At 59.9% G+C, this 17,820-nt stretch carries 17 protein-coding genes; 13 read left to right on the top strand and 4 right to left on the bottom strand.

The genetic code is table 11. The features are described 5' to 3' along the window. Positions 1 to 8 precede the first annotated feature (8 nt). The 8 genes from PO778_RS12030 to PO778_RS12065 all read left to right on the top strand — a co-directional run bounded on the left by PO778_RS12030 (position 9) and on the right by PO778_RS12065 (position 8,678). Positions 9 to 821 carry a ferritin-like domain-containing protein gene (locus PO778_RS12030; RefSeq protein WP_271439805.1) on the top strand — a complete coding sequence of 271 codons (813 nt, stop codon included), beginning with the start codon at positions 9 to 11 and terminating at the stop codon, positions 819 to 821. A gap of 149 nt (positions 822 to 970) precedes the next feature. Further along, on the top strand, positions 971 to 1,657 hold the full coding sequence (locus tag PO778_RS12035) for a M23 family metallopeptidase (protein ID WP_160731012.1): 687 nt from the start codon (positions 971 to 973) through the stop codon (positions 1,655 to 1,657). Between the two features lie 157 nt (positions 1,658 to 1,814). After that, positions 1,815 to 3,341 carry an acyl-CoA synthetase gene (locus PO778_RS12040; protein WP_160731011.1) on the top strand — a complete coding sequence of 509 codons (1,527 nt, stop codon included), beginning with the start codon at positions 1,815 to 1,817 and terminating at the stop codon, positions 3,339 to 3,341. A gap of 1 nt (position 3,342) precedes the next feature. Then, positions 3,343 to 4,641, top strand: coding sequence for a cytochrome P450 (locus tag PO778_RS12045; RefSeq protein WP_271439806.1), 1,299 nt, complete (start codon positions 3,343 to 3,345; stop codon positions 4,639 to 4,641). Next, a complete protein-coding gene (locus PO778_RS12050) occupies positions 4,638 to 5,375 on the top strand; it encodes an SDR family NAD(P)-dependent oxidoreductase (protein ID WP_271439807.1) in 738 nt (245 codons plus the stop codon). The genes PO778_RS12045 and PO778_RS12050 overlap by 4 nt, the downstream gene beginning before the upstream one ends. Before the next feature lie 145 nt (positions 5,376 to 5,520). After that, on the top strand, positions 5,521 to 6,165 hold the full coding sequence (locus PO778_RS12055) for a YqiJ family protein (protein WP_271439808.1): 645 nt from the start codon (positions 5,521 to 5,523) through the stop codon (positions 6,163 to 6,165). Between the two features lie 26 nt (positions 6,166 to 6,191). Beyond that, entirely contained in the window at positions 6,192 to 7,946 is a 1,755-nt protein-coding gene (locus tag PO778_RS12060) for a flotillin family protein (protein ID WP_271439809.1), read from the top strand. A gap of 69 nt (positions 7,947 to 8,015) precedes the next feature. After that, on the top strand, positions 8,016 to 8,678 hold the full coding sequence (locus PO778_RS12065) for a DUF4259 domain-containing protein (RefSeq protein WP_271439810.1): 663 nt from the start codon (positions 8,016 to 8,018) through the stop codon (positions 8,676 to 8,678). On the opposite strand, the gene galU is transcribed toward PO778_RS12065, so the two are convergent. After that, complete coding sequence (gene galU / locus PO778_RS12070; RefSeq protein WP_271439811.1) at positions 8,679 to 9,566, bottom strand: UTP--glucose-1-phosphate uridylyltransferase GalU; 888 nt, start codon at positions 9,564 to 9,566, stop codon at positions 8,679 to 8,681. It lies immediately after the preceding gene. Positions 9,567 to 9,681: 115 nt separating this feature from the next. On the opposite strand from galU, the gene murA reads away from it, so the two are divergent. Continuing rightward, the gene (murA, locus tag PO778_RS12075; RefSeq protein WP_160731004.1) at positions 9,682 to 10,965 is read left to right on the top strand and encodes a UDP-N-acetylglucosamine 1-carboxyvinyltransferase; all 1,284 of its coding nucleotides are present in this window, start codon (positions 9,682 to 9,684) and stop codon (positions 10,963 to 10,965) included. Here the strand turns inward: murA and PO778_RS12080 are convergent. The 3 genes from PO778_RS12080 to PO778_RS12090 all read right to left on the bottom strand — a co-directional run bounded on the left by PO778_RS12080 (position 10,962) and on the right by PO778_RS12090 (position 12,837). Further along, positions 10,962 to 11,195 (bottom strand): ribbon-helix-helix domain-containing protein, encoded by a 234-nt coding sequence (locus PO778_RS12080; protein WP_271439812.1) that lies wholly within the window; start codon positions 11,193 to 11,195, stop codon positions 10,962 to 10,964. The two genes, murA and PO778_RS12080, sit on opposite strands and share 4 nt — an antisense overlap. A 26-nt stretch (positions 11,196 to 11,221) precedes the next feature. Further along, a complete protein-coding gene (gene phbB, locus PO778_RS12085) occupies positions 11,222 to 11,944 on the bottom strand; it encodes an acetoacetyl-CoA reductase (protein WP_160731002.1) in 723 nt (240 codons plus the stop codon). Positions 11,945 to 12,066: 122 nt separating this feature from the next. After that, entirely contained in the window at positions 12,067 to 12,837 is a 771-nt protein-coding gene (locus PO778_RS12090) for a hypothetical protein (protein ID WP_271439813.1), read from the bottom strand. 353 nt (positions 12,838 to 13,190) lie between these two features. On the opposite strand from PO778_RS12090, the gene PO778_RS12095 reads away from it, so the two are divergent. The 4 genes from PO778_RS12095 (at position 13,191) to holA (ending at position 17,743) form a co-directional block, all read left to right on the top strand. Next, on the top strand, positions 13,191 to 13,625 hold the full coding sequence (locus tag PO778_RS12095) for a DUF3576 domain-containing protein (protein ID WP_160731000.1): 435 nt from the start codon (positions 13,191 to 13,193) through the stop codon (positions 13,623 to 13,625). A gap of 70 nt (positions 13,626 to 13,695) precedes the next feature. Next, positions 13,696 to 16,227, top strand: a complete 2,532-nt coding sequence (leuS, locus tag PO778_RS12100; protein ID WP_271439814.1) for a leucine--tRNA ligase — start codon at positions 13,696 to 13,698, stop codon at positions 16,225 to 16,227. Next, positions 16,224 to 16,715, top strand: coding sequence for an LPS assembly lipoprotein LptE (lptE, locus tag PO778_RS12105; RefSeq protein WP_271439815.1), 492 nt, complete (start codon positions 16,224 to 16,226; stop codon positions 16,713 to 16,715). Before leuS ends, lptE begins: the two co-directional genes overlap by 4 nt. After that, entirely contained in the window at positions 16,712 to 17,743 is a 1,032-nt protein-coding gene (gene holA / locus PO778_RS12110) for a DNA polymerase III subunit delta (protein WP_271439816.1), read from the top strand. The genes lptE and holA overlap by 4 nt, the downstream gene beginning before the upstream one ends. The last annotated feature ends 77 nt before the right edge of the window (positions 17,744 to 17,820 follow it).

The raw sequence follows: 17,820 nt of genomic DNA on the forward strand, positions 1-17,820 counted from the left end.
ACCGTTTAATGCCAGCCTCCCGCAATTCACTCGCCGCGTCGATTCGTGCCGCGCTATTAACTGCCGACCCGCGAGCCAAGGCAATGGCGGCACGCGACACTGCGCGCCAATGGCGTCACGGCAGGCTGGAATTTGATTTGGCAGATGGGGCAGCAGCAATGCCGCGCTGCCCTGCATGGCCCGAAAAGCCCGAACTGATGGACCCGCGCCACATGCCGCGCCGGGGCAAGGGCGGATCGGAAAAAGGGCGCATCGCACTGTGGCATGCACTGGCGCATATCGAATTCGTCGCAATCGATCTGGCGCTGGACATGGCAGGGCGCTTTGGCGGCGCGATGGGGGTGGAGTTTGTCGCCGATTTCCTGGCAGTCGCTGCCGACGAGGCGATGCATTTTGCACTTCTCGACCGAAAGCTCAGATCTCTGGGCAGCCGCTACGGCGCGCTACCCGCGCATGCAGGGCTGTGGGAGACGGCAGAGCGCACTGCGCATGACGTCAGCGCACGACTGGCGATTGTGCCCATGGTGCTGGAGGCTCGCGGGCTCGACGTCACTCCGTCGACGCTTGAGCGGGTCAGGTCACAGGGCGATTCGGGCGGAGCAAAAATTCTCTCGCGAATCCTTGACGACGAAATCCGGCACGTAGCGATCGGGACAAAGCACTTTATCGCAATTTGTCGCGAAAACGGGGAATCGCCCCAAAAACGTTGGAAATCCTTGGTTCGCGAACATTTCAGAGGGGGTTTGAAGGCGCCATTTAACGACTCGGCGCGTCTTGCAGCCGGTTTGTCGCGAGACTTCTACAGCGGCCTTGCTTCGTAAAGAACTCTCGGCTTACCCCAACAATCAACGAAGCGGAGGAAAGTTCCAAAGCCGTTTCAAAAAATTTCGAGCAGCAGGTCTTTAGGGGGTCAGCCAGCTCAAAAAACGGGATCCTCGGGTGTTTCGGCACCCCATAAAAAGGACGATAAGTGGTCGCATTTTCATTCAAGCGCAGTTTTGCTGCCCTCGCTCTTGCCGTTGCCGGCATTGCAGCGAGCCCGGCTCACGCAAACAGCAGCGCAGCCAGCGCGGACATTTCCGCTCCGGTTCGCGATGCCCAGTCAACCACGCTTGGCGGCGGTGATCAGCAATTCAAGAAACTCTTTGCCAGTTGGGAATCGCTTGATGGCGATACCGCGACAGCACCGGCACCGGCAGCAACCGTTTCCATCCCATCGCGGATGCCGCTCGCGAAAGCGAACCTGACCAGCAATTACGGCATGCGTACGCATCCGGTGATTGGCGGGCGCCGCGCACACAAGGGCGTCGATCTCGCTGCCCCCACTGGCACCCCGATCTACGCAACAGCCGACGGCATCGTCAGCAAGGCCGAACGTTTCAGCAGTTATGGCCTGTTTGTTTCAATTGAACACGGCGCGAAATTGCAGACCCGTTTCGCTCACATGTCGCGAATCGCAGTCGCCGATGGCGAGCGTGTCAGCAAAGGTGACATCATTGGTTATGTCGGTTCGACCGGACGCTCGACCGGTCCGCACCTTCACTATGAAGTCCGCATCGCAGGCCAGGCTGTGAACCCGATTCCCTATATGGTCGAAACGGAAGCGCAGCAGGCTTACGCACTCGCAATGGGCGAAGGCGGACGCGGCGGAGAATAACGCTACATCAAGTTCCCGGGAGAGCGGGGTTAGACATCGGAGAGGGTGTCTTGGAAAGAGGGCAGCGGAGCGATCCGCTGCCCTTTGTCATTTGCGGTCCCTTTTTGCTTGCCGGGTGCCAGCGCTTGAATAGTATGGGTTTCGGAAGAGGACCGATATGCACCCAATACAACACGCGCAGACCAGACCGGATCACGCAGCCGTTATCATGGCTGGCAGCGGAGAGACCGTCACTTACAAACAGCTGGATGAAGCGGCGAACCGGATAGCTCACTGGCTTCGTGAGCAAGGATTGCAGGCGGGCGATGCCTTCGGCCTGCTGATGGAAAACAGCGCGCGTTATTACGAGATTTACTGGGCATCGCAGCGGTCAGGACTGGTGCTGGTGCCGATTTCTACGCACCTGACCGCAGCTGAAATCGCTTATATCCTGAACGACAGCGATGCACGCCTGCTGATCACGTCGCGCAAGTTCGATGGGATCGTTGCCGATCTGCCGGAACATGACGCGAAATTGCCGACACTTGTTTTCGGCGGAGGCGCCGAAGATGTGCTGGCAAGAATGCCTGCCACGCCAATCGGCGATCAGTCTGCCGGGCGCGTTATGCTGTACAGCTCAGGCACCACTGGGCGCCCCAAGGGAATTCTTCCCGCCGCGCCGGAAGACCCCTCTGTCCAGGCACCGACGCCGCTGATGGGCCTCGCTACCATGGGTTTCCAGATCAAGGATGACGGCAGCAGCGTGTATCTTTCGCCAGCGCCGCTTTACCACGCAGCGCCGATCGGCTGGTCGACCACGATCCACCGTCTCGGCGGTACGGTTGTGGTGATGGAAAAATTCGATCCGGAAGCCGCACTGGAAGCGATCGAGAAATACCGCGTTACAGATAGCCAATGGGTGCCGACGCATTTCGTACGCATGCTCAAACTGCCGGAAGAAATCAGGACGCGTTACGACCTGTCGACCCACCAGCACGCAATTCATGCTGCAGCGCCTTGCCCTGCCGATATCAAGGAAGCGATGATCGATTGGTGGGGGCCGATCATCTTCGAATATTATGCCGGCAGCGAAGGCAATGGCATGACCATGATCGGCAGCGCGGACTGGACGAGCCACCGTGGTTCGGTAGGCCGAGCGATCCTCGGCACGATCCATATCTGCGGCGATGACGGCGAAGAACTGCCCGTGGGCGAGGAAGGCGCGATCTTCTTCGAAAGCCCGTATCCTTTCCAGTACCACAAGGACCAGGGCAAAACGAAAGAGGCGACCCACCACAAGGGTTGGACCACGCTGGGCGATATCGGGAAACTGGACGAAGAAGGATTCCTGTATCTGACTGACCGGCGATCCAATATGATCATCTCCGGCGGGGTGAATATCTATCCGCAAGAGGTGGAAAATCTGCTGGTTACGCATGACAAGGTGATGGACGCTGCGGTGATCGGTGCGCCGTGCCCAGAAATGGGAGAGCGCGTCGTCGCAGTGGTGCAGCCGGTGTCGATGGATCTCGCGAATGAAGCTCTGGAAGCGGAGCTGATCGAGCATCTTTCGGCAGAGTTGGCCCGCATCAAGATGCCCCGCCAGTTCGATTTCCGCGCCGAATTGCCGCGCGAGGCGAACGGCAAACTCTACAAACGCAAGCTGAAGGAAGAATACAAGGCAGCAGCTGCAAGGGAGGCATAGGATGGCAAACGACGTTCCGACAATTCAGGGCGACATGGCGCGCGCCGTGATCGACCCTGCCTCCTATGCCGACTGGGACAATCTGCTCAATACCTTCGATGACATCCGCAGCACTTCACCCGTTACGAAGGTGCTGCCCGACGACGAAGGCATCTTCGATCCGTTCTGGCTGGTCACCGGCTATGACGAGGTGATGCAAATATCGAAAGACAATGCCACCTTTCTCAACAACCCGCGAACGGTGGTATTCTCTCTCACCGAGGGCATCGAATTTGCGAAAGCGATGACCGGCGGCAGCCCCCATATGGTCGCGAGCCTCGTTACGTTCGATGCTCCGATCCATATGAAATACCGCAAGCTGACGCAGGAATGGTTCATGCCAAAGAACCTGCGCGGGATCGAAGATGAAATCCGGGCAATCGCGCAAGATACCGTTCAGCGCCTGATCGACGCAGGGCCCGAAACCGATTTCGTGCCCCTGGTTTCGGCCCCGTATCCGCTGCACGTCGTGATGCAGATATTGGGGGTGCCGGAAGAAGATGAACCGCGAATGCTGATGCTGACCCAGCAATTGTTCGGCGGTCAGGATGAAGACCTGAACCATTCCGGCATGAAAGACATGACAGCTGAACAAATCACACAGCTGGTCGCTGGGGCAGTCAAGGATTTCGAGTCTTATTTCGCCAAGCTGACCGCGGAAAAGCGCGCCAATCCGACCGGCGACGTTGCCAGCACAATTGCCAATGCCACGGTGGACGGGGTGCCGCTGAATGACCGTGACATGATGGGCTACTACATCATTGTCGCCGCAGCGGGCCATGACACCACCTCTGCCTCCACTGCGGGTGCGATGCTCGCATTGGCCCGTGATCCCGAACAATTTGCGCGAGTGAAGGCGGACCGATCACTGCTGCCGGGGATCGTCGAAGAGGCTATCCGGTGGACCAGCCCGGTCCAGCACTTCATGCGCACCGCCGCGCAGGATACCGAGATCGGCGGCCAGAAGATCGCCAAGGATGACTGGCTGATGATCAATTATGTCGCGGCCAATCATGATCCGGCACAGTTTGCCGATCCGCGCACTTTCGATGCCGCGCGGACACCCAATCGCCATCTTGCGTTTGGCGCGGGCGCGCATCAGTGTCTGGGCCTGCACCTCGCGCGGCTGGAGATGCGAATCCTGTTCGAAACCTTGTTGGACCGGCTCGAGACTATCGAACTGGCGGGCGAGCCGGCCCGGTCCAAGTCGACCTTTGTCGGCGGGCTCAAAACTCTCCCGATCAGGTTCACCGCAGCATGATCGGCGCGCTTGATTTCACGGGCAAGCGCGCGCTGGTCGTCGGTGGTTCCAGCGGCATCGGTAATGGCATGGCGCAGGCACTGCGGGCGCATGGGGCGCAGGTATATATCTGGGGCACACGGCCAAGCGCAGCCGATTATTCAGACGAGGATGGGTCCGATCTGGAGGGGCTGCATTATACCCAGGTCAACGCTGCCGATCCCGCTGCGGTAGATGCTGCGGCAGATATGGAATCCCTCGACATCCTGATCCTGTGCCAAGGCGCGGTCCGCTATAACCGGGCGGAATTCGAGCGCGAGGCATGGCACGATGTGCTCGACGTGAACCTCAATTCGGTCATGGACTGCGCGCGCAAATTCCATCCGGCACTGGCGGCAGCCAATGGCGCGCTGATCATCGTCAGCTCGACGGCGGCCTTTCATGCGACGGTCGGTAACCCGGCCTATGGCGCGTCGAAGGCAGGCGCTGTGGCTCTGACCCGGACCCTCGCCGCAGCATGGGCACAGGATGGAATCCGGGTAAACGGGATCGCCCCCGGATACGTCAGAACGAAGATGACCGCAGTGACCTTCGATGATGAAAAGCGCACCGAGCAGGTCGTTCGGTCTATTCCCCTGCGGCGCACCGGTGAGCCATCCGAACTTGCCGGCGCTGCACTGTTCCTCGCCTCCCCATTGTCCTCCTACATTCTGGGGCAAACCATCATTGTCGACGGTGGACTGACGCTTACGTAAAGCCTTGAAGTCGGTCCGGAAACCGTACTCGGTTCGCCCGATTATCCTGTCAATTCATCGCCATTCATGGTAGATAATGAGGCATGATAAAGAACTATAAGAAGAGAGGGCCTGAACTTGGAAACGAGTTCTTGGGCGGCATTTCGTGAGCCTGTTTTCCGACTACAATATGCCTTTCGCAATTGCGCTGGGAATCATGGCCCTGCTGGGCGTTTTGCAGGTTGTCGGCATCGGCAGTTTCGATGCCGACGTCGATCTTGATCTCGATGCGGGTCCCGATGCGAATGCGGTCAGCGGCAGCGCGGGAATCGGCGGTGCGATTACAACGTTGCTGGGGCTGGGGCGCGTGCCTTTGCTAGTATGGCTGATCGTATTCCTGCTGCTGTTCGCGCTGATCGGATTGAGTATCCAGGCCTTTGCAGCCGATCTTACCGGTTCGCCGCTCTACAGCTGGCTTGCCGCGCTGTTTTCATTCGGAGCGAGTGTGCCGGCAACTTCGCTGATCGTTCGTCCTTTGGCGCGGATCATCCCGCAGGATGAAACGACTGCGGTTAGTCTCGACAGCCTCGTGGGGCGCCGGGCGAAAATTACCAATGGCCGATCGGCTGCAGGATATCCGGCGCGCGCAAGCGTGCGCGATCGGCACGGGCATGTCCACTACGTGATGGTGGAGCCGCATGAAGGCAGCAGCGAGATGCACGAGGGCGACGAATTGCTGATCGTCCGCCGCGACGGACAGACATTTTACGGGGTGGCGCAGGCTGAGCGAAATCTGTCGCCGGTCACCTGAAACACATTCAACAACAGGGAGAATATATGGAAAACTTGCTAGATATCGGGGTCATTGGGGTGGTGGCGGCGATCTTCGCCTTCCTCACCATCGTCATTTTCCTGACCAAGCTTTACCGCCGGGCTTCGAAAGAAACCGCCTTTGTCAGGACAGGTTTCGGCGGAGAGCGCGTGGTCATGAATGGCGGTGCGCTGGTGTTCCCGATCTTCCACGAAACCATGCCGGTAAACATGAACACGCTGGTGCTCAGCGTTGTGCGCCGTGATGGAGAGGCGTTGATCACGCTCGACCGCTTGCGGATCGATGTGAAGGCAGAATTCTATGTCCGCGTAAAACCGGATGCGGATGCTATCGCGATGGCCGCGCAGACGCTGGGTCAGCGCACCATGCAGCCGGAAATGCTGAAGGATCTCGTGGAAGGCAAGTTTGTCGACGCGCTGCGTTCTGTCGCCGCCGGGATGACCATGAACGAACTGCACGAACAACGCGCCGACTTCGTCCAGAAGGTGCAGCAGGTTTCATCGAGCGATCTCGCCATGAACGGGCTCGAACTGGAATCGGTTTCGCTAACCGGGCTGGACCAGACATCGATCGAACATTTCAACGCCAACAACGCCTTCGACGCAGAGGGCCTGACGAAGCTGACCGAACAGATCGAGGCACGCAAGAAACTGCGCAACGACATCGAGCAGGACACGCGCGTCCAAATGGAATCGAAGAACCTCGAAGCGGACACCAAATCGTACGAGATTGGCCGCGACAAGGAATACGCACGTCTTGCGCAGGAACGCGAAGTCGAGGTGCGCCGCGCCGCTCAGGCATCGGAAATTGCCCGCGAGCAGGCCGAACGCACCCGCGAGGCCGACGCTGCGAGGATCGAGGCCAAGAAACAGGTCGATGCGCAGCAGATCGAAGCCGACCGGATGGTGGAAGAAGCGCGAATTGATCAGGTTCGCGCGCTCGAAATTGCGCGTCAGGAACAGCAGATTGCCGTCCAGAACAAATCGCGCGAGGAAAGCCAGGCCAAGGCCGAAGCAGACGAGGCGCGGGCCAAGGCTGTTGCAGCGGAAGAACAGGTTTCAACCGCCCGCGAAAGCGAAATCGCGGAACGCCAGAAGAAGATCGAACTGATCGAAGCCGCCAAGCAGGCGGAACGTGAGGCAATCGGTGTCAAGGTCGAGGCGGAAGCCGAGAGGGATGCTGCGTCGAACCGTGCCGAAGCGCTGAGGCTGGAAGCACAGGGTGAGGCCGAGGCCGAGAAGCTTCGCGCAGAAGCCGCACGCGTGCGCTTCGAAGTGGAGGCCGCCGGTCAGCAGGCAATCAACGAAGCTGCCAACATCCTTTCGATGGATCAGATCAGCCTTCAGACCAAGCTCGCCCTGCTCAAGGTCTTGCCGGAGGTTATCCGCGAAAGCGCCAAGCCGATGGAAGCCATCGATTCGATCAAGATCGTGCAGGTCGACGGCCTTACCCAGAATGGCGGCGGAAAGAGTGCCGCGGCGGGTTCCGGAACAGGTGGCGGATCGGGCAATCTTGCATCCGATGCCGTGTCTGCTGCGCTGTCCTACCGTGCCCAGGCACCCGTTCTGGATGGGCTGATGAAAGAGTTGGGACTCGATGGGTCTTCGCTCAACGGCCTTGTGAAGGGTCCGGCAGAAGGCGAGGCAGGCAAGCCTGCGTCATTGACGGAAATCCTCTCCGACGTGGCGGACCAGGTGAACGAAGCCAAGCCGAACCCTAACAGCGCGGGCAAGAAGGACAAATCCGGCCCCGCCAGTTAGCATCGGTAATAATTTCAGTGCTATGACCCCTTCTGCCTGGCCTTGGGCTGCGGCAGGAGGGGTCTTTCTATGGGTGCTTGGGGTTCAGGTTCGTTTGAAAATGACGGCGCGCTCGATTTCGTTTTCGAGATCGAGAGCGTCGCCGATGTGGAGCGCGCATTGGTGGCAGCGGGATCGGAATTTATCGAGCTCGACGAAGGTTGCAGCGTGATCGTGGCCGCTGAATGCATCGCCGCGATGCGTGGCCATCCTTCACAGGATTTGCCAGATGATTTGGCCGGCAAAATCAGCACTTTCGGCAAATGCCCGATTGCGCTGTACAACAAGGCGCGAGAAAATCTGTCAGCCGTGATGAGCCGGGGGGAACTGGTGGAACTTTGGGCGGAAGAGGGGTCAGGCGACTGGAACCGCGCGGTTACCGAACTGATGGAGAGGCTGAACAAACCGGTTGGCGGCGCCAAGAAAACGCCCAAACTGAAGAAAGGCCCCGCACCTAATCCTTCACCATGCATTTTCTGCGACAAGCCGATGGGCGATGGCGCATTTCATATGCTCGACATCACCATCCACGAAGACGACATCTCGTCATCGAAACAGGGTGGCTGGGTACATCTGCAATGCCTCAACGCGGCGCTTCATCCGAAACACATGTTCCAGACCTGGGACTTTGACGATGAATTGCTTGATTTCGTGATGAAGAAACTAAGGGCGGAAGACGCCCCAGACGACTGATCAGCAGCCAAGTAGCCGCTTGGCCATCGCGCGAATTTCCTCGCCCATATCATCCCGTTCCAATGCGAGCGCCAAGGTTGCTTCTACGAAGCCGACCTTGCTGCCGCAGTCGAAACGGCGGCCTTCGAAGGTCACGGCATTGAAGGGCTGGGTGCCGATCATTTTCGCCATCGCATCGGTCAGCTGGATCTCGCCGCCGGCCCCTTTGCCCTGATTTTCGAGTGTGCGCATGACTTCGGGCTGAAGGATGTAGCGGCCTGACACGATCTTGTTCGACGGAGCTTCGGCGATCGCCGGCTTTTCGACCAGCCCCTTCACTTCGGTCAGCGCGCCGTTTTCCGCACCCGGGTCGATGACGCCGTAGCTCGACACTTCATCTTGCGGAACCTCCAGCACGCTGATCAAATTGCCGCCAACCTGATTATACGCCTCGACCATCTGCTTCATGCAGCCTGTTCCGCCGCCCTTTTTCGCGACCATCAGCTCGTCGGGCAAAAGGATCGCAAAGGGTTCATCGCCGACAATCGCGCGGGCGCACCAGATCGCATGGCCAAGGCCCAGCGGAACCTGCTGGCGCACGGTGATGATATCGCCCGGAGTCGCGCGCGTCGCCTCAAGCACGGACATGTCCTTGCCGCGTTCTTCCATTGTGGTTTCCAGCTCGAACGCGACGTCGAAATGTTCGACGATCGCTGTCTTGCCCCTGCCGGTTACGAAAATGATCTGCTCGATACCGGCTTCGCGCGCTTCATCCACCGCATACTGGATCAGCGGCCGGTCCACGATGGGGAGCAATTCCTTCGGGATGGCTTTGGTCGCGGGCAAAAACCGTGTGCCAAGTCCTGCGACGGGGAAAACGGCTTTCTTGATCGGTTTGTGCTGGTTCATATTCGCAGACCTATCTTGGCCTCGCTTGGGCGGTCAACCGCGCCATGATGAAATCGGCCTGATTTAGCGTTGACCTGACGCTTGCTCTCCCGGTCATTCCGGCTAAACCGCTGCGATGGACAAGATTATTATTCGAGGCGGAAACCGCCTTTCCGGCACGATTCCGATTTCTGGTGCGAAGAATGCTGCGTTGACGCTGATTCCCTGCGCTCTGCTGACAGAGGAACCGGTCACTCTGCGCAATCTTCCGCGGCTGGCCGATATCGATGGGTTCCAGCATCTCATGGGCCAGTTCGGCACCTCGATCGGTATTCGCGGGAAACGGCCTGAGGAATTTGGCCGCGTGGTTACTTTCGAAGCGTCGCGCCTTACCTCGACCGTCGCGCCGTATGATCTGGTCCGCAAGATGCGCGCTTCGATCCTCGTGCTCGGCCCGATGCTGGCACGGGCAGGCGAGGCAACGGTTTCGCTTCCTGGCGGGTGTGCCATCGGCAACCGCCCGATCGACCTGCACTTGAAAGCGATGGAAGCACTGGGTGCGGAAATCGAACTGGCGCAGGGCTATGTTCGTGCGCACGCACCCGATGGCGGGCTGCCAGGCGGGGATTATGATTTTCCCGTTGTATCTGTCGGCGCTACCGAAAATGCCTTGATGGCGGCGGTTCTGTGCACCGGAACCTCGCGGCTGACCAACGCTGCACGCGAGCCGGAGATTGTTGACCTGTGCAATCTGCTGGTCGCCATGGGTGCCGAGATTGAGGGGATCGGATCCTCCAACCTCACGATCAACGGCGTCAAACGGCTTAACGGCGCGACTTACAAGGTCATGCCCGACCGGATCGAGGCCGGCTCCTATGCCTGCGCGGCTGCGATCACCGGCGGCGAAGTCCGGCTGGAAGGCGCAGAGGCGAACGACATGATTTCCAGCCTGCAGGCACTGCGGAATATCGGCGTCGAGGTGGAAAGCGACAAGCACGGCGTGACAGTCGCAGCGAACGCACCGCTAAAGGCGGTGGATCTGACCACCGCGCCGTTCCCGGGTCTGGCAACCGACATGCAGGCACAATTGATGGCGCTGCTGTGCAAGGCAGAAGGCACCAGCGTGCTGACCGAAACAATTTTCGAAAACCGGTTCATGCACGTGCCGGAATTGAACCGCATGGGTGCCAACATTGAAACCAATGGCCGCACCGCTGTTGTTCGCGGCGTTGAAAAGCTGACCGGGGCCGAAGTGATGGCAACCGATCTTCGCGCTTCGATGAGTCTGGTGATTGCCGGTCTTGCGGCAGAAGGCGAAACGCAGGTGCGCCGCCTCTATCACCTTGATCGCGGGTATGAGCGGCTGGAGGAGAAGCTGCAGCTGGTCGGTGCCGACATCGAGCGCGTCGGCGACGATTAAGCGGAATTCGTCACCAGCCAGACGCGAATTGCGCTGGCGAGCCCAGGCGGTGTCTCTGACCTGATCCGTTCCGCATCGATCCGTGCGACCAGCGCATTGATCGCCGCGCCTTCGCGTGCGGCGGCGTCTTTCAGCATATCCCAGAACAGCGGCTCGAGGCTGATCGAGGTCTTGTGCCGTTCGATCTGGATCGATCGTTTCACCGGCGGATGGTAGGGCGCGTCACTCATTTGTCGGCCCTAGCACTTCCGCACGGTCAATACATATGCTGCCCGCCATTGATGCTCATCGTCGAACCGGTGACAAATCCGGCGTCTTCCGCGCACAGAAATGCGACACCGCGGGCGATTTCTTCTGCATGGCCGAGCCGACCCACGGGGATCTTTGCGACGATTTTCTCTAGTACCGGCTCGGGTACGGCGGCGACCATGTCGGTATCGATGTAACCCGGCGCAATCGCATTGACCGTTACGCCGAATTTTGCGCCTTCCTGGGCCAGCGCCTTGGTGAAGCCATGGATGCCTGATTTCGCAGCGGCGTAATTCACCTGGCCGTATTGCCCGGCCTGCCCATTGATCGAACCGATATTGACGATCCGGCCCCAGCCGCGTTCGCGCATCCCGGGGAAGCATGCCTTTGCCATGTTGAAGCACCCGCCAAGGTTGATCCGCATAACCTCGTTCCAGTCGTCGAAGCTCATCCGGTGCAGCGTGCCATCGCGCGTGATCCCGGCATTGTTGACGACAACATCGACCGGACCAACCTCTTGTTCGACCTTGGCGCACCCTTCGAGGCACGCCTGGTGGTCGCCGACATCCCATTTGTAGGTCACAATCCCGGTTTCCGCAGTGAAGTTCCTGGCAGCTTCATCATTGCCGCCGTAATTGGCGACAACCGTCATGCCGCCCTGCTTCAGTTCTTCGCAGATCGCGCGCCCGATGCCGCGGGTCCCGCCAGTTACAATTGCTACGCGTGCCATGCATTTCACCCCTTACAAACTCTCCGCAGCGCTATCTTTACGCTACGGCAGCGAGAGTAGGCAAAGAAAAACCCCGCCGAAGCGGGGTCTTGCATACCAATTTCTGGTTCAGAGCTGCGCGATCAGAAGCGGAACTGGGTCCCGACATACACAGCCTGGCTGTCCTGAACATTATCGGTCAGCGGATCGAGGCGGTCACGTTCCTGCGACAGACGAACACCTGCGGTCACGTCCAGGTTCTTGGCAACACGGTAAGCACCGCCAAGGTCGAGCGATTGTTCACCAAGCCCTTCGAGTGTGCGAGGCGCGCGTCCAAGCTTGCCTTCCTGCTCCAACGCGATCCGCGGCTGGAACCGGCTCGGCTTGTCAGCCGTGCCTTCGGACGGTTTGAACGCCGCCAGATCGGGCATCTTCACGTTGCGGAGGCCAGAAGCCGTAATACCGGTGGCAATGCCCTGTTCGGTTTTGGCGAAGCTTTGATAACCGCGTGCAACACCCAGATTGTAACGGGTCGGCGCGATTGTCACGCTGCGCGAACTGGCCTGCTGCGTCTGCGCGCCCGAAATGGCGGAGCGGACCGAAATTGCACGGGCGGTTTCATCGTCGACGCGAACGGCGACGGTAATAGTCTTGTCACGGGCTGCAGTGTTGCTGGCCGGTGTGAAACTGAAATCGAGACCTTTGGCCCGAACGCTTGCCGCCACACGCTGTGCCAGCGCAGGATCGACCGTGGCCGGGGTGAATGTGGCGAAATCGTTTGCCGAGAAAGAGGCCGCGTCGTCAGTGCCGCCGAGCGCGAAACCGGCGGACGGAACAGCCAAGGCAATGCCGGTCGTGACGACGAGCGCCAGAGCCACTTTGCCAAATCCAGTGCTGTTATCCGGCTTCGCCATGATACCTGCTCGGTTACCTCTACCTCTATAGACCCATATGGGCCTTAACTGTTCCTGACCAAAAGGGACTCGTGAGTCGCTGAGGTCATTCAAAACGATAGGATTGTGACGAAAGCATTGCCAGCTTTTCCACAGGCCGAAGCTGTTCTGTGGAGTCACTGTTGCAGGAGTCACACAGATTCGCAGCGGATTAAGCAAGGGTTCACGGGCGAATCGTCCACAAGCGCCAAACAGTCAGTACGACCGCACAATTGCTCACGCGCTATCTTTCGCTAGGCCGCAGCCCCTTGCTGCAATGCTGTGGCGGGTTATAGAGGCGCAAAGGCCAAAGACAGGATTATCCGGAAATCACCATGATCACGCGCACAAACACGACCCGCATCGTTCTAGCCACAGCCGCGATCGCAAGCCTTGCTGCTTGCGGCGGCCGGGAACGCCCGACAGCCGATCTGGCTGCATCGCAGGTCACCACTATCGGTGTTAACAGCTATCTCTGGCGTGCTGCGCTGGAAACGGTCAGCTTCGCACCGCTGCTGCAGGCAGACAGCGCGGGCGGCGTTATCGTGACCGACTGGCACACGAACCCCGGCAATGCCGGTGAACGCGTGAAGATGACGATCACCATCCTCGATCAGGATCTGCGTGCCGATGCCCTTCGTGTCGCAGCCAGCCGGCAGGTCGCGCAAGGCGGCGCATGGGTCGACGCACCGGTTCAGGCAGCGACGGTTCAGAAGCTGGAAGACATCATCCTGACCAAGGCCCGCGAACTGCGCCGACAGTCGCTTTAAGGATTAATCAGGCGCGTTCCTGCCGGCAAACAGTGGCCTGGGAACGGCCGACCAGACGGACCCAGATTTTATGACCGATAGCCGTTTCGAAGCCCGCTTTGACCCGGGGCAGGCTGATGAACGCTGGCAGCGCGCGTGGGATGATGCCCGCTGCTTCGAAGCCGATAGCAACAGCACCAAGCCGAAAAGCTACGTGCTCGAGATGTTTCCCTATCCCAGCGGCCGTATCCATATCGGGCATGTCCGCAATTACACGATGGGCGACGTGCTCGCGCGCTACAAGAAGATGCGCGGGCGCGAGGTGCTGCATCCGATGGGCTGGGACGCTTTCGGGATGCCCGCCGAAAACGCGGCGATGGAAAAGGGCGTGCATCCTGGCGGCTGGACGCGCGACAATATCGCCAACATGAAAGCGCAGCTGAAGCGTATCGGATTTGCGCTCGACTGGAACCGTGAATTCGCGACCTGTGATCCGGAATATTACGGCCACGAACAGGCTCTGTTTATCGATCTGTTCAATGCCGGGCTGGTTTACCGCAAAGAAAGCACCGTCAACTGGGATCCGGTCGACAACACCGTGCTCGCCAACGAACAGGTCATCGACGGGAAAGGCTGGCGCAGCGGCGCAGAGGTCGAGAAGCGCAAGCTCAACCAGTGGTTCCTCAAGATAACCGATTTCGCCGAGGAACTGCTCGACGGCTTGGGCGATCTTGAAAACTGGCCCGACAAGGTGCGGCTGATGCAGGAAAACTGGATCGGCAAGTCGCAGGGGCTGGAATTCAGCTTCGACCTGTCGAATGGCGAGAAATTGCCGGTTTATACCACCCGGCCCGATACGATTTTCGGCGCGAGCTTCGTTGCGGTTGCGGCTGATCACCCGGTGGCTCAGGGCACTGCTGCGGGCAATGACGATGCGCAGGCATTCATCGAACTGTGCAAGCGCGGCGGCACGACGGCGGCGGAACTCGAAACCGCGGAAAAGCTGGGTTACGATACCGGCATTACCGCGAAACATCCGTTCACCGGGGCCGACCTGCCGGTCTATATCGCCAATTTCGTACTGATGGATTACGGCACCGGCGCAATCATGGCGGTCCCCGGCCACGACCAGCGCGATTTCGAATTTGCGACCAAATACGGCCTGCCGATTCCGCGCGTCGTTGCCGCAGGTGCCGACGATGCAGCCAAGCCTTTCGCGGGCGAAGCAGAAGCCGGTGCAGGTGTGCTGGTGAACTCCGGCTTCCTCGACGGTATGGATGTCGATACGGCCAAGCGCGAAGTCATTTCGCGGATCGAGGCGCAGGGCAGCGGCGCGGGCAAGACCGTGTGGCGGCTGCGCGACTGGGGCGTTTCGCGCCAGCGGTACTGGGGCACGCCGATCCCGTTCATCCACTGCGACAAATGCGGCGTTGTGCCAGCGCCAAAGGACAGCCTGCCGATCACGCTGCCTGAAGATGTCGATTTCAAGACGCCGGGCAACCCGCTGGTGCGGCACCCGACCTGGAAACACACCGAATGCCCCGAATGCGGCGGCGAGGCGGAGCGCGAGACGGACACGCTCGACACATTTGTCGACAGTTCCTGGTATTTCCTGCGGTTTGCCAGCCAGCCCGGTGACAAGTCGTTCGACCGGGACGAAATCGCCAAATGGCTGCCGGTTGAACAATATATCGGCGGTATCGAGCACGCGATCCTGCATCTGCTCTATGCCCGGTTCTGGACCCGCGCGCTTGCCCATATCGGCCTGATCGATGTGAAGGAACCGTTCGCCTCGCTGTTTACGCAGGGCATGGTTACGCACGAGACTTACAGCCGTAAGACAGGCGGGCGGGAGGTTTTCTACAGCCCGGCAGAGGTTGACCGGGGCGGCGAAAGCGCGGTTCTGAAAGACGGCGGCGAACCTGTCGAAATCGGCCGCGTGATCAAGATGTCCAAGTCGAAAAAGAACGTTGTCGACCCGGACGAAATCATCGCCAGGTACGGCGCCGACGCGGTGCGCTGGTTCATGCTGTCCGACAGCCCGCCCGAACGCGATCTGCCATGGTCGGAAGCGGGCATCGAAGGTTGCTGGCGTTTCGTCCAGCGTCTGTGGCGTCTGTTCGGCCAGTATGAAGAAGGGGCCACTGGCGAAGACAAGGCACTGGCGCGCAAGTCGCACCAGACCGTTGACGCTGTTGCCAGCGATATCGAGGCGTTGTCTTTCAACAAGGCTGTCGCGCGCCTCTATGAACTGACCGGCGCGATTGAAAAGGCGCAGCCATCCGCCAGCCGCAATGACGCGATCCGTTCGGTCCTGCTGATGGCATCGCCCATGATGCCGCATCTGGCGGAAGAAGCCTGGCAGTCGCTCGGCTCCGGCGGGCTGATTTCAGAAGCCGCATGGCCCGAAGTGGACGAGGCACTGCTGGTCGACGACGAAGTCACCATTGCAGTCCAGCACAAAGGCAAACTGCGCGACACGCTGACTGTCGCCAAGGGTCTGCCCAAAGACGAACTGGAAGCGCTTGCGCTTGCCAGCGACAAGGTCCAGCGTTCAATCGATGGAGAAGAAGTTCGCAAGGTGATCGTGGTGCCCGACAGGTTGGTGAATATCGTCACATGAAGCGCGCTGTAGCCCTTCTCGCGGGTCTTCTCGCGCTTTCTGCCTGCGGTCTGCAGCCGATGTATGCCGGTGGCAGCAGCGGTGCGGTCGCGCGCGGATTGAGCGCCATCGAAGTGGCGCCGATCGAAGGGCAGGCAGGCTGGCTGGTGCGCAATGCCGTGCGCGACCGGATCGGGATTGCGGGCCAATCTGCGGCGCAATACCGGCTGGTTGTGCGCCTCGATGATGCGCTGGAGGGTCTCGGCGTGCTGAGCGACGACACGATCAGCCGCGAACGGCGGATCTTGCGCGCGCGCTATCAGCTCGTTGATCTTGCCAGCGGCGACATCGTGCTGGATGCGACCGCCGGTTCTGACGCCGGTATCGACGTTGTGTCGAGCGAATATGCGACGATTGCGGCGGAACAGACCGCGCTTGAAAACCTGTCGCGTGAAATCGCTGACCAGATTGTGCGGCAGGTCTCGCTGACCCTGCGCGAGACGCCGTGAAGGCGACGCAAAGCAATTTTGGCGGGATTGCGCAGCGCGTCGCCAAATCCTGCAACGTATTTTTCTTTTGCGGCCCGGACGAGGCCGGCGCTTCTGCTGCCTGCAACAAGATCGTTTCCTTGCTCGATGAACCCGGCGAGCGGGTCGATATGTCCGGTTCCGACCTCAAGAAAGACCCTGTTCTGCTCGGCGACGAAGCTCGGTCCTCCTCTCTATTCGGCAGTTCGCGGCATATCATCGTGCGGGCAAGCGGTGATGAAGCTCTCGATTCGGTCGGCAATTTGTTGCTCGGTGAAGGAGAGGCGTGCCCGGTGCTGATCGTTGCCACTTCGGCAACCGACAAATCGCGCACGGCCAAGTTGCTGGAAAAGCGCGACGATGCGCTGGTCGCCATGTTCTGGCCGCCGGATCTGAAGTCTGTCTCAGCCTCCGTTCGCACGATGGCCGATGCTGCTGGTTTGCAGCTCAATGGTGACATTGCAGAGCGGATCGCGCGTGCAGCCAGTCTGGATGTACGGCTCGCCCAATCCGAAGTCGAAAAGCTGTCGCTGTATCTCGATGCATCCGCTCAGTCCCCGCGCAGCGTGGATGTTGCCACGCTTGAGCTGATCGGGGCCAAGACCGAAGATGACGGTTTCATGCCGCTGGTCAATGCAGTGCTGTCGGGCGAAACAGGGAAGCTGCAGGCAGAACTGCTGCGGATGAAGGAATTATCGATCAACCCGGTCGGCTTGCTGCTCGCGATGGAAAGGCGCGCTGCCCAGCTGGCCCAGCTGTCGGCCAAAATCGGCCCGCGCGGCGATATCACGGCGACCATCGATGCCGAAAAGCGGGCGCGCCGGATTTTCTGGAAAGACGAGCGAGATCTGTCAGTTCAGATAAGGCGGTGGCGCGGACAGCGGCTGGACCGGCTGATCGGGAAGCTGGTGGAAATGCACCGTGCGCTGCTTTCAAACAGCCAGTCGGCAGAGCTGCTGCTGGCGCAGGGGCTGACCGAAATTGCCCGTGCGGCCGCGCCCAAGCGCTGAACCGCGGCTTGACACCCGCGAGGCGATACGGGATTCTGCGTAACGGCTAGTGCGCGGTGATTTCCAATCATCCAGCC

It is taken from the genome of Pontixanthobacter luteolus, assembly GCF_947494915.1.
GTDB classification, from domain to species: Bacteria; Pseudomonadota; Alphaproteobacteria; order Sphingomonadales; family Sphingomonadaceae; genus Pontixanthobacter; species Pontixanthobacter luteolus.

Bases quoted from the DNA above. Each gene is read 5' to 3' on its own strand.
- leuS (WP_271439814.1), top strand. From the start codon at position 13,696: ATGACCGATAGCCGTTTCGAAGCCCGCTTTGACCCGGGGCAGGCTGAT.
- galU (WP_271439811.1), bottom strand. From the start codon at position 9,566: ATGAACCAGCACAAACCGATCAAGAAAGCCGTTTTCCCCGTCGCAGGA.
- PO778_RS12095 (WP_160731000.1), top strand. From the start codon at position 13,191: ATGATCACGCGCACAAACACGACCCGCATCGTTCTAGCCACAGCCGCG.
- PO778_RS12030 (WP_271439805.1), top strand. From the start codon at position 9: ATGCCAGCCTCCCGCAATTCACTCGCCGCGTCGATTCGTGCCGCGCTA.
- PO778_RS12090 (WP_271439813.1), bottom strand. From the start codon at position 12,837: ATGGCGAAGCCGGATAACAGCACTGGATTTGGCAAAGTGGCTCTGGCG.
- murA (WP_160731004.1), top strand. From the start codon at position 9,682: ATGGACAAGATTATTATTCGAGGCGGAAACCGCCTTTCCGGCACGATT.
- lptE (WP_271439815.1), top strand. From the start codon at position 16,224: ATGAAGCGCGCTGTAGCCCTTCTCGCGGGTCTTCTCGCGCTTTCTGCC.
- phbB (WP_160731002.1), bottom strand. From the start codon at position 11,944: ATGGCACGCGTAGCAATTGTAACTGGCGGGACCCGCGGCATCGGGCGC.
- PO778_RS12045 (WP_271439806.1), top strand. From the start codon at position 3,343: ATGGCAAACGACGTTCCGACAATTCAGGGCGACATGGCGCGCGCCGTG.
- PO778_RS12040 (WP_160731011.1), top strand. From the start codon at position 1,815: ATGCACCCAATACAACACGCGCAGACCAGACCGGATCACGCAGCCGTT.
- PO778_RS12080 (WP_271439812.1), bottom strand. From the start codon at position 11,195: ATGAGTGACGCGCCCTACCATCCGCCGGTGAAACGATCGATCCAGATC.
- PO778_RS12050 (WP_271439807.1), top strand. From the start codon at position 4,638: ATGATCGGCGCGCTTGATTTCACGGGCAAGCGCGCGCTGGTCGTCGGT.
- PO778_RS12065 (WP_271439810.1), top strand. From the start codon at position 8,016: ATGGGTGCTTGGGGTTCAGGTTCGTTTGAAAATGACGGCGCGCTCGAT.
- PO778_RS12060 (WP_271439809.1), top strand. From the start codon at position 6,192: ATGGAAAACTTGCTAGATATCGGGGTCATTGGGGTGGTGGCGGCGATC.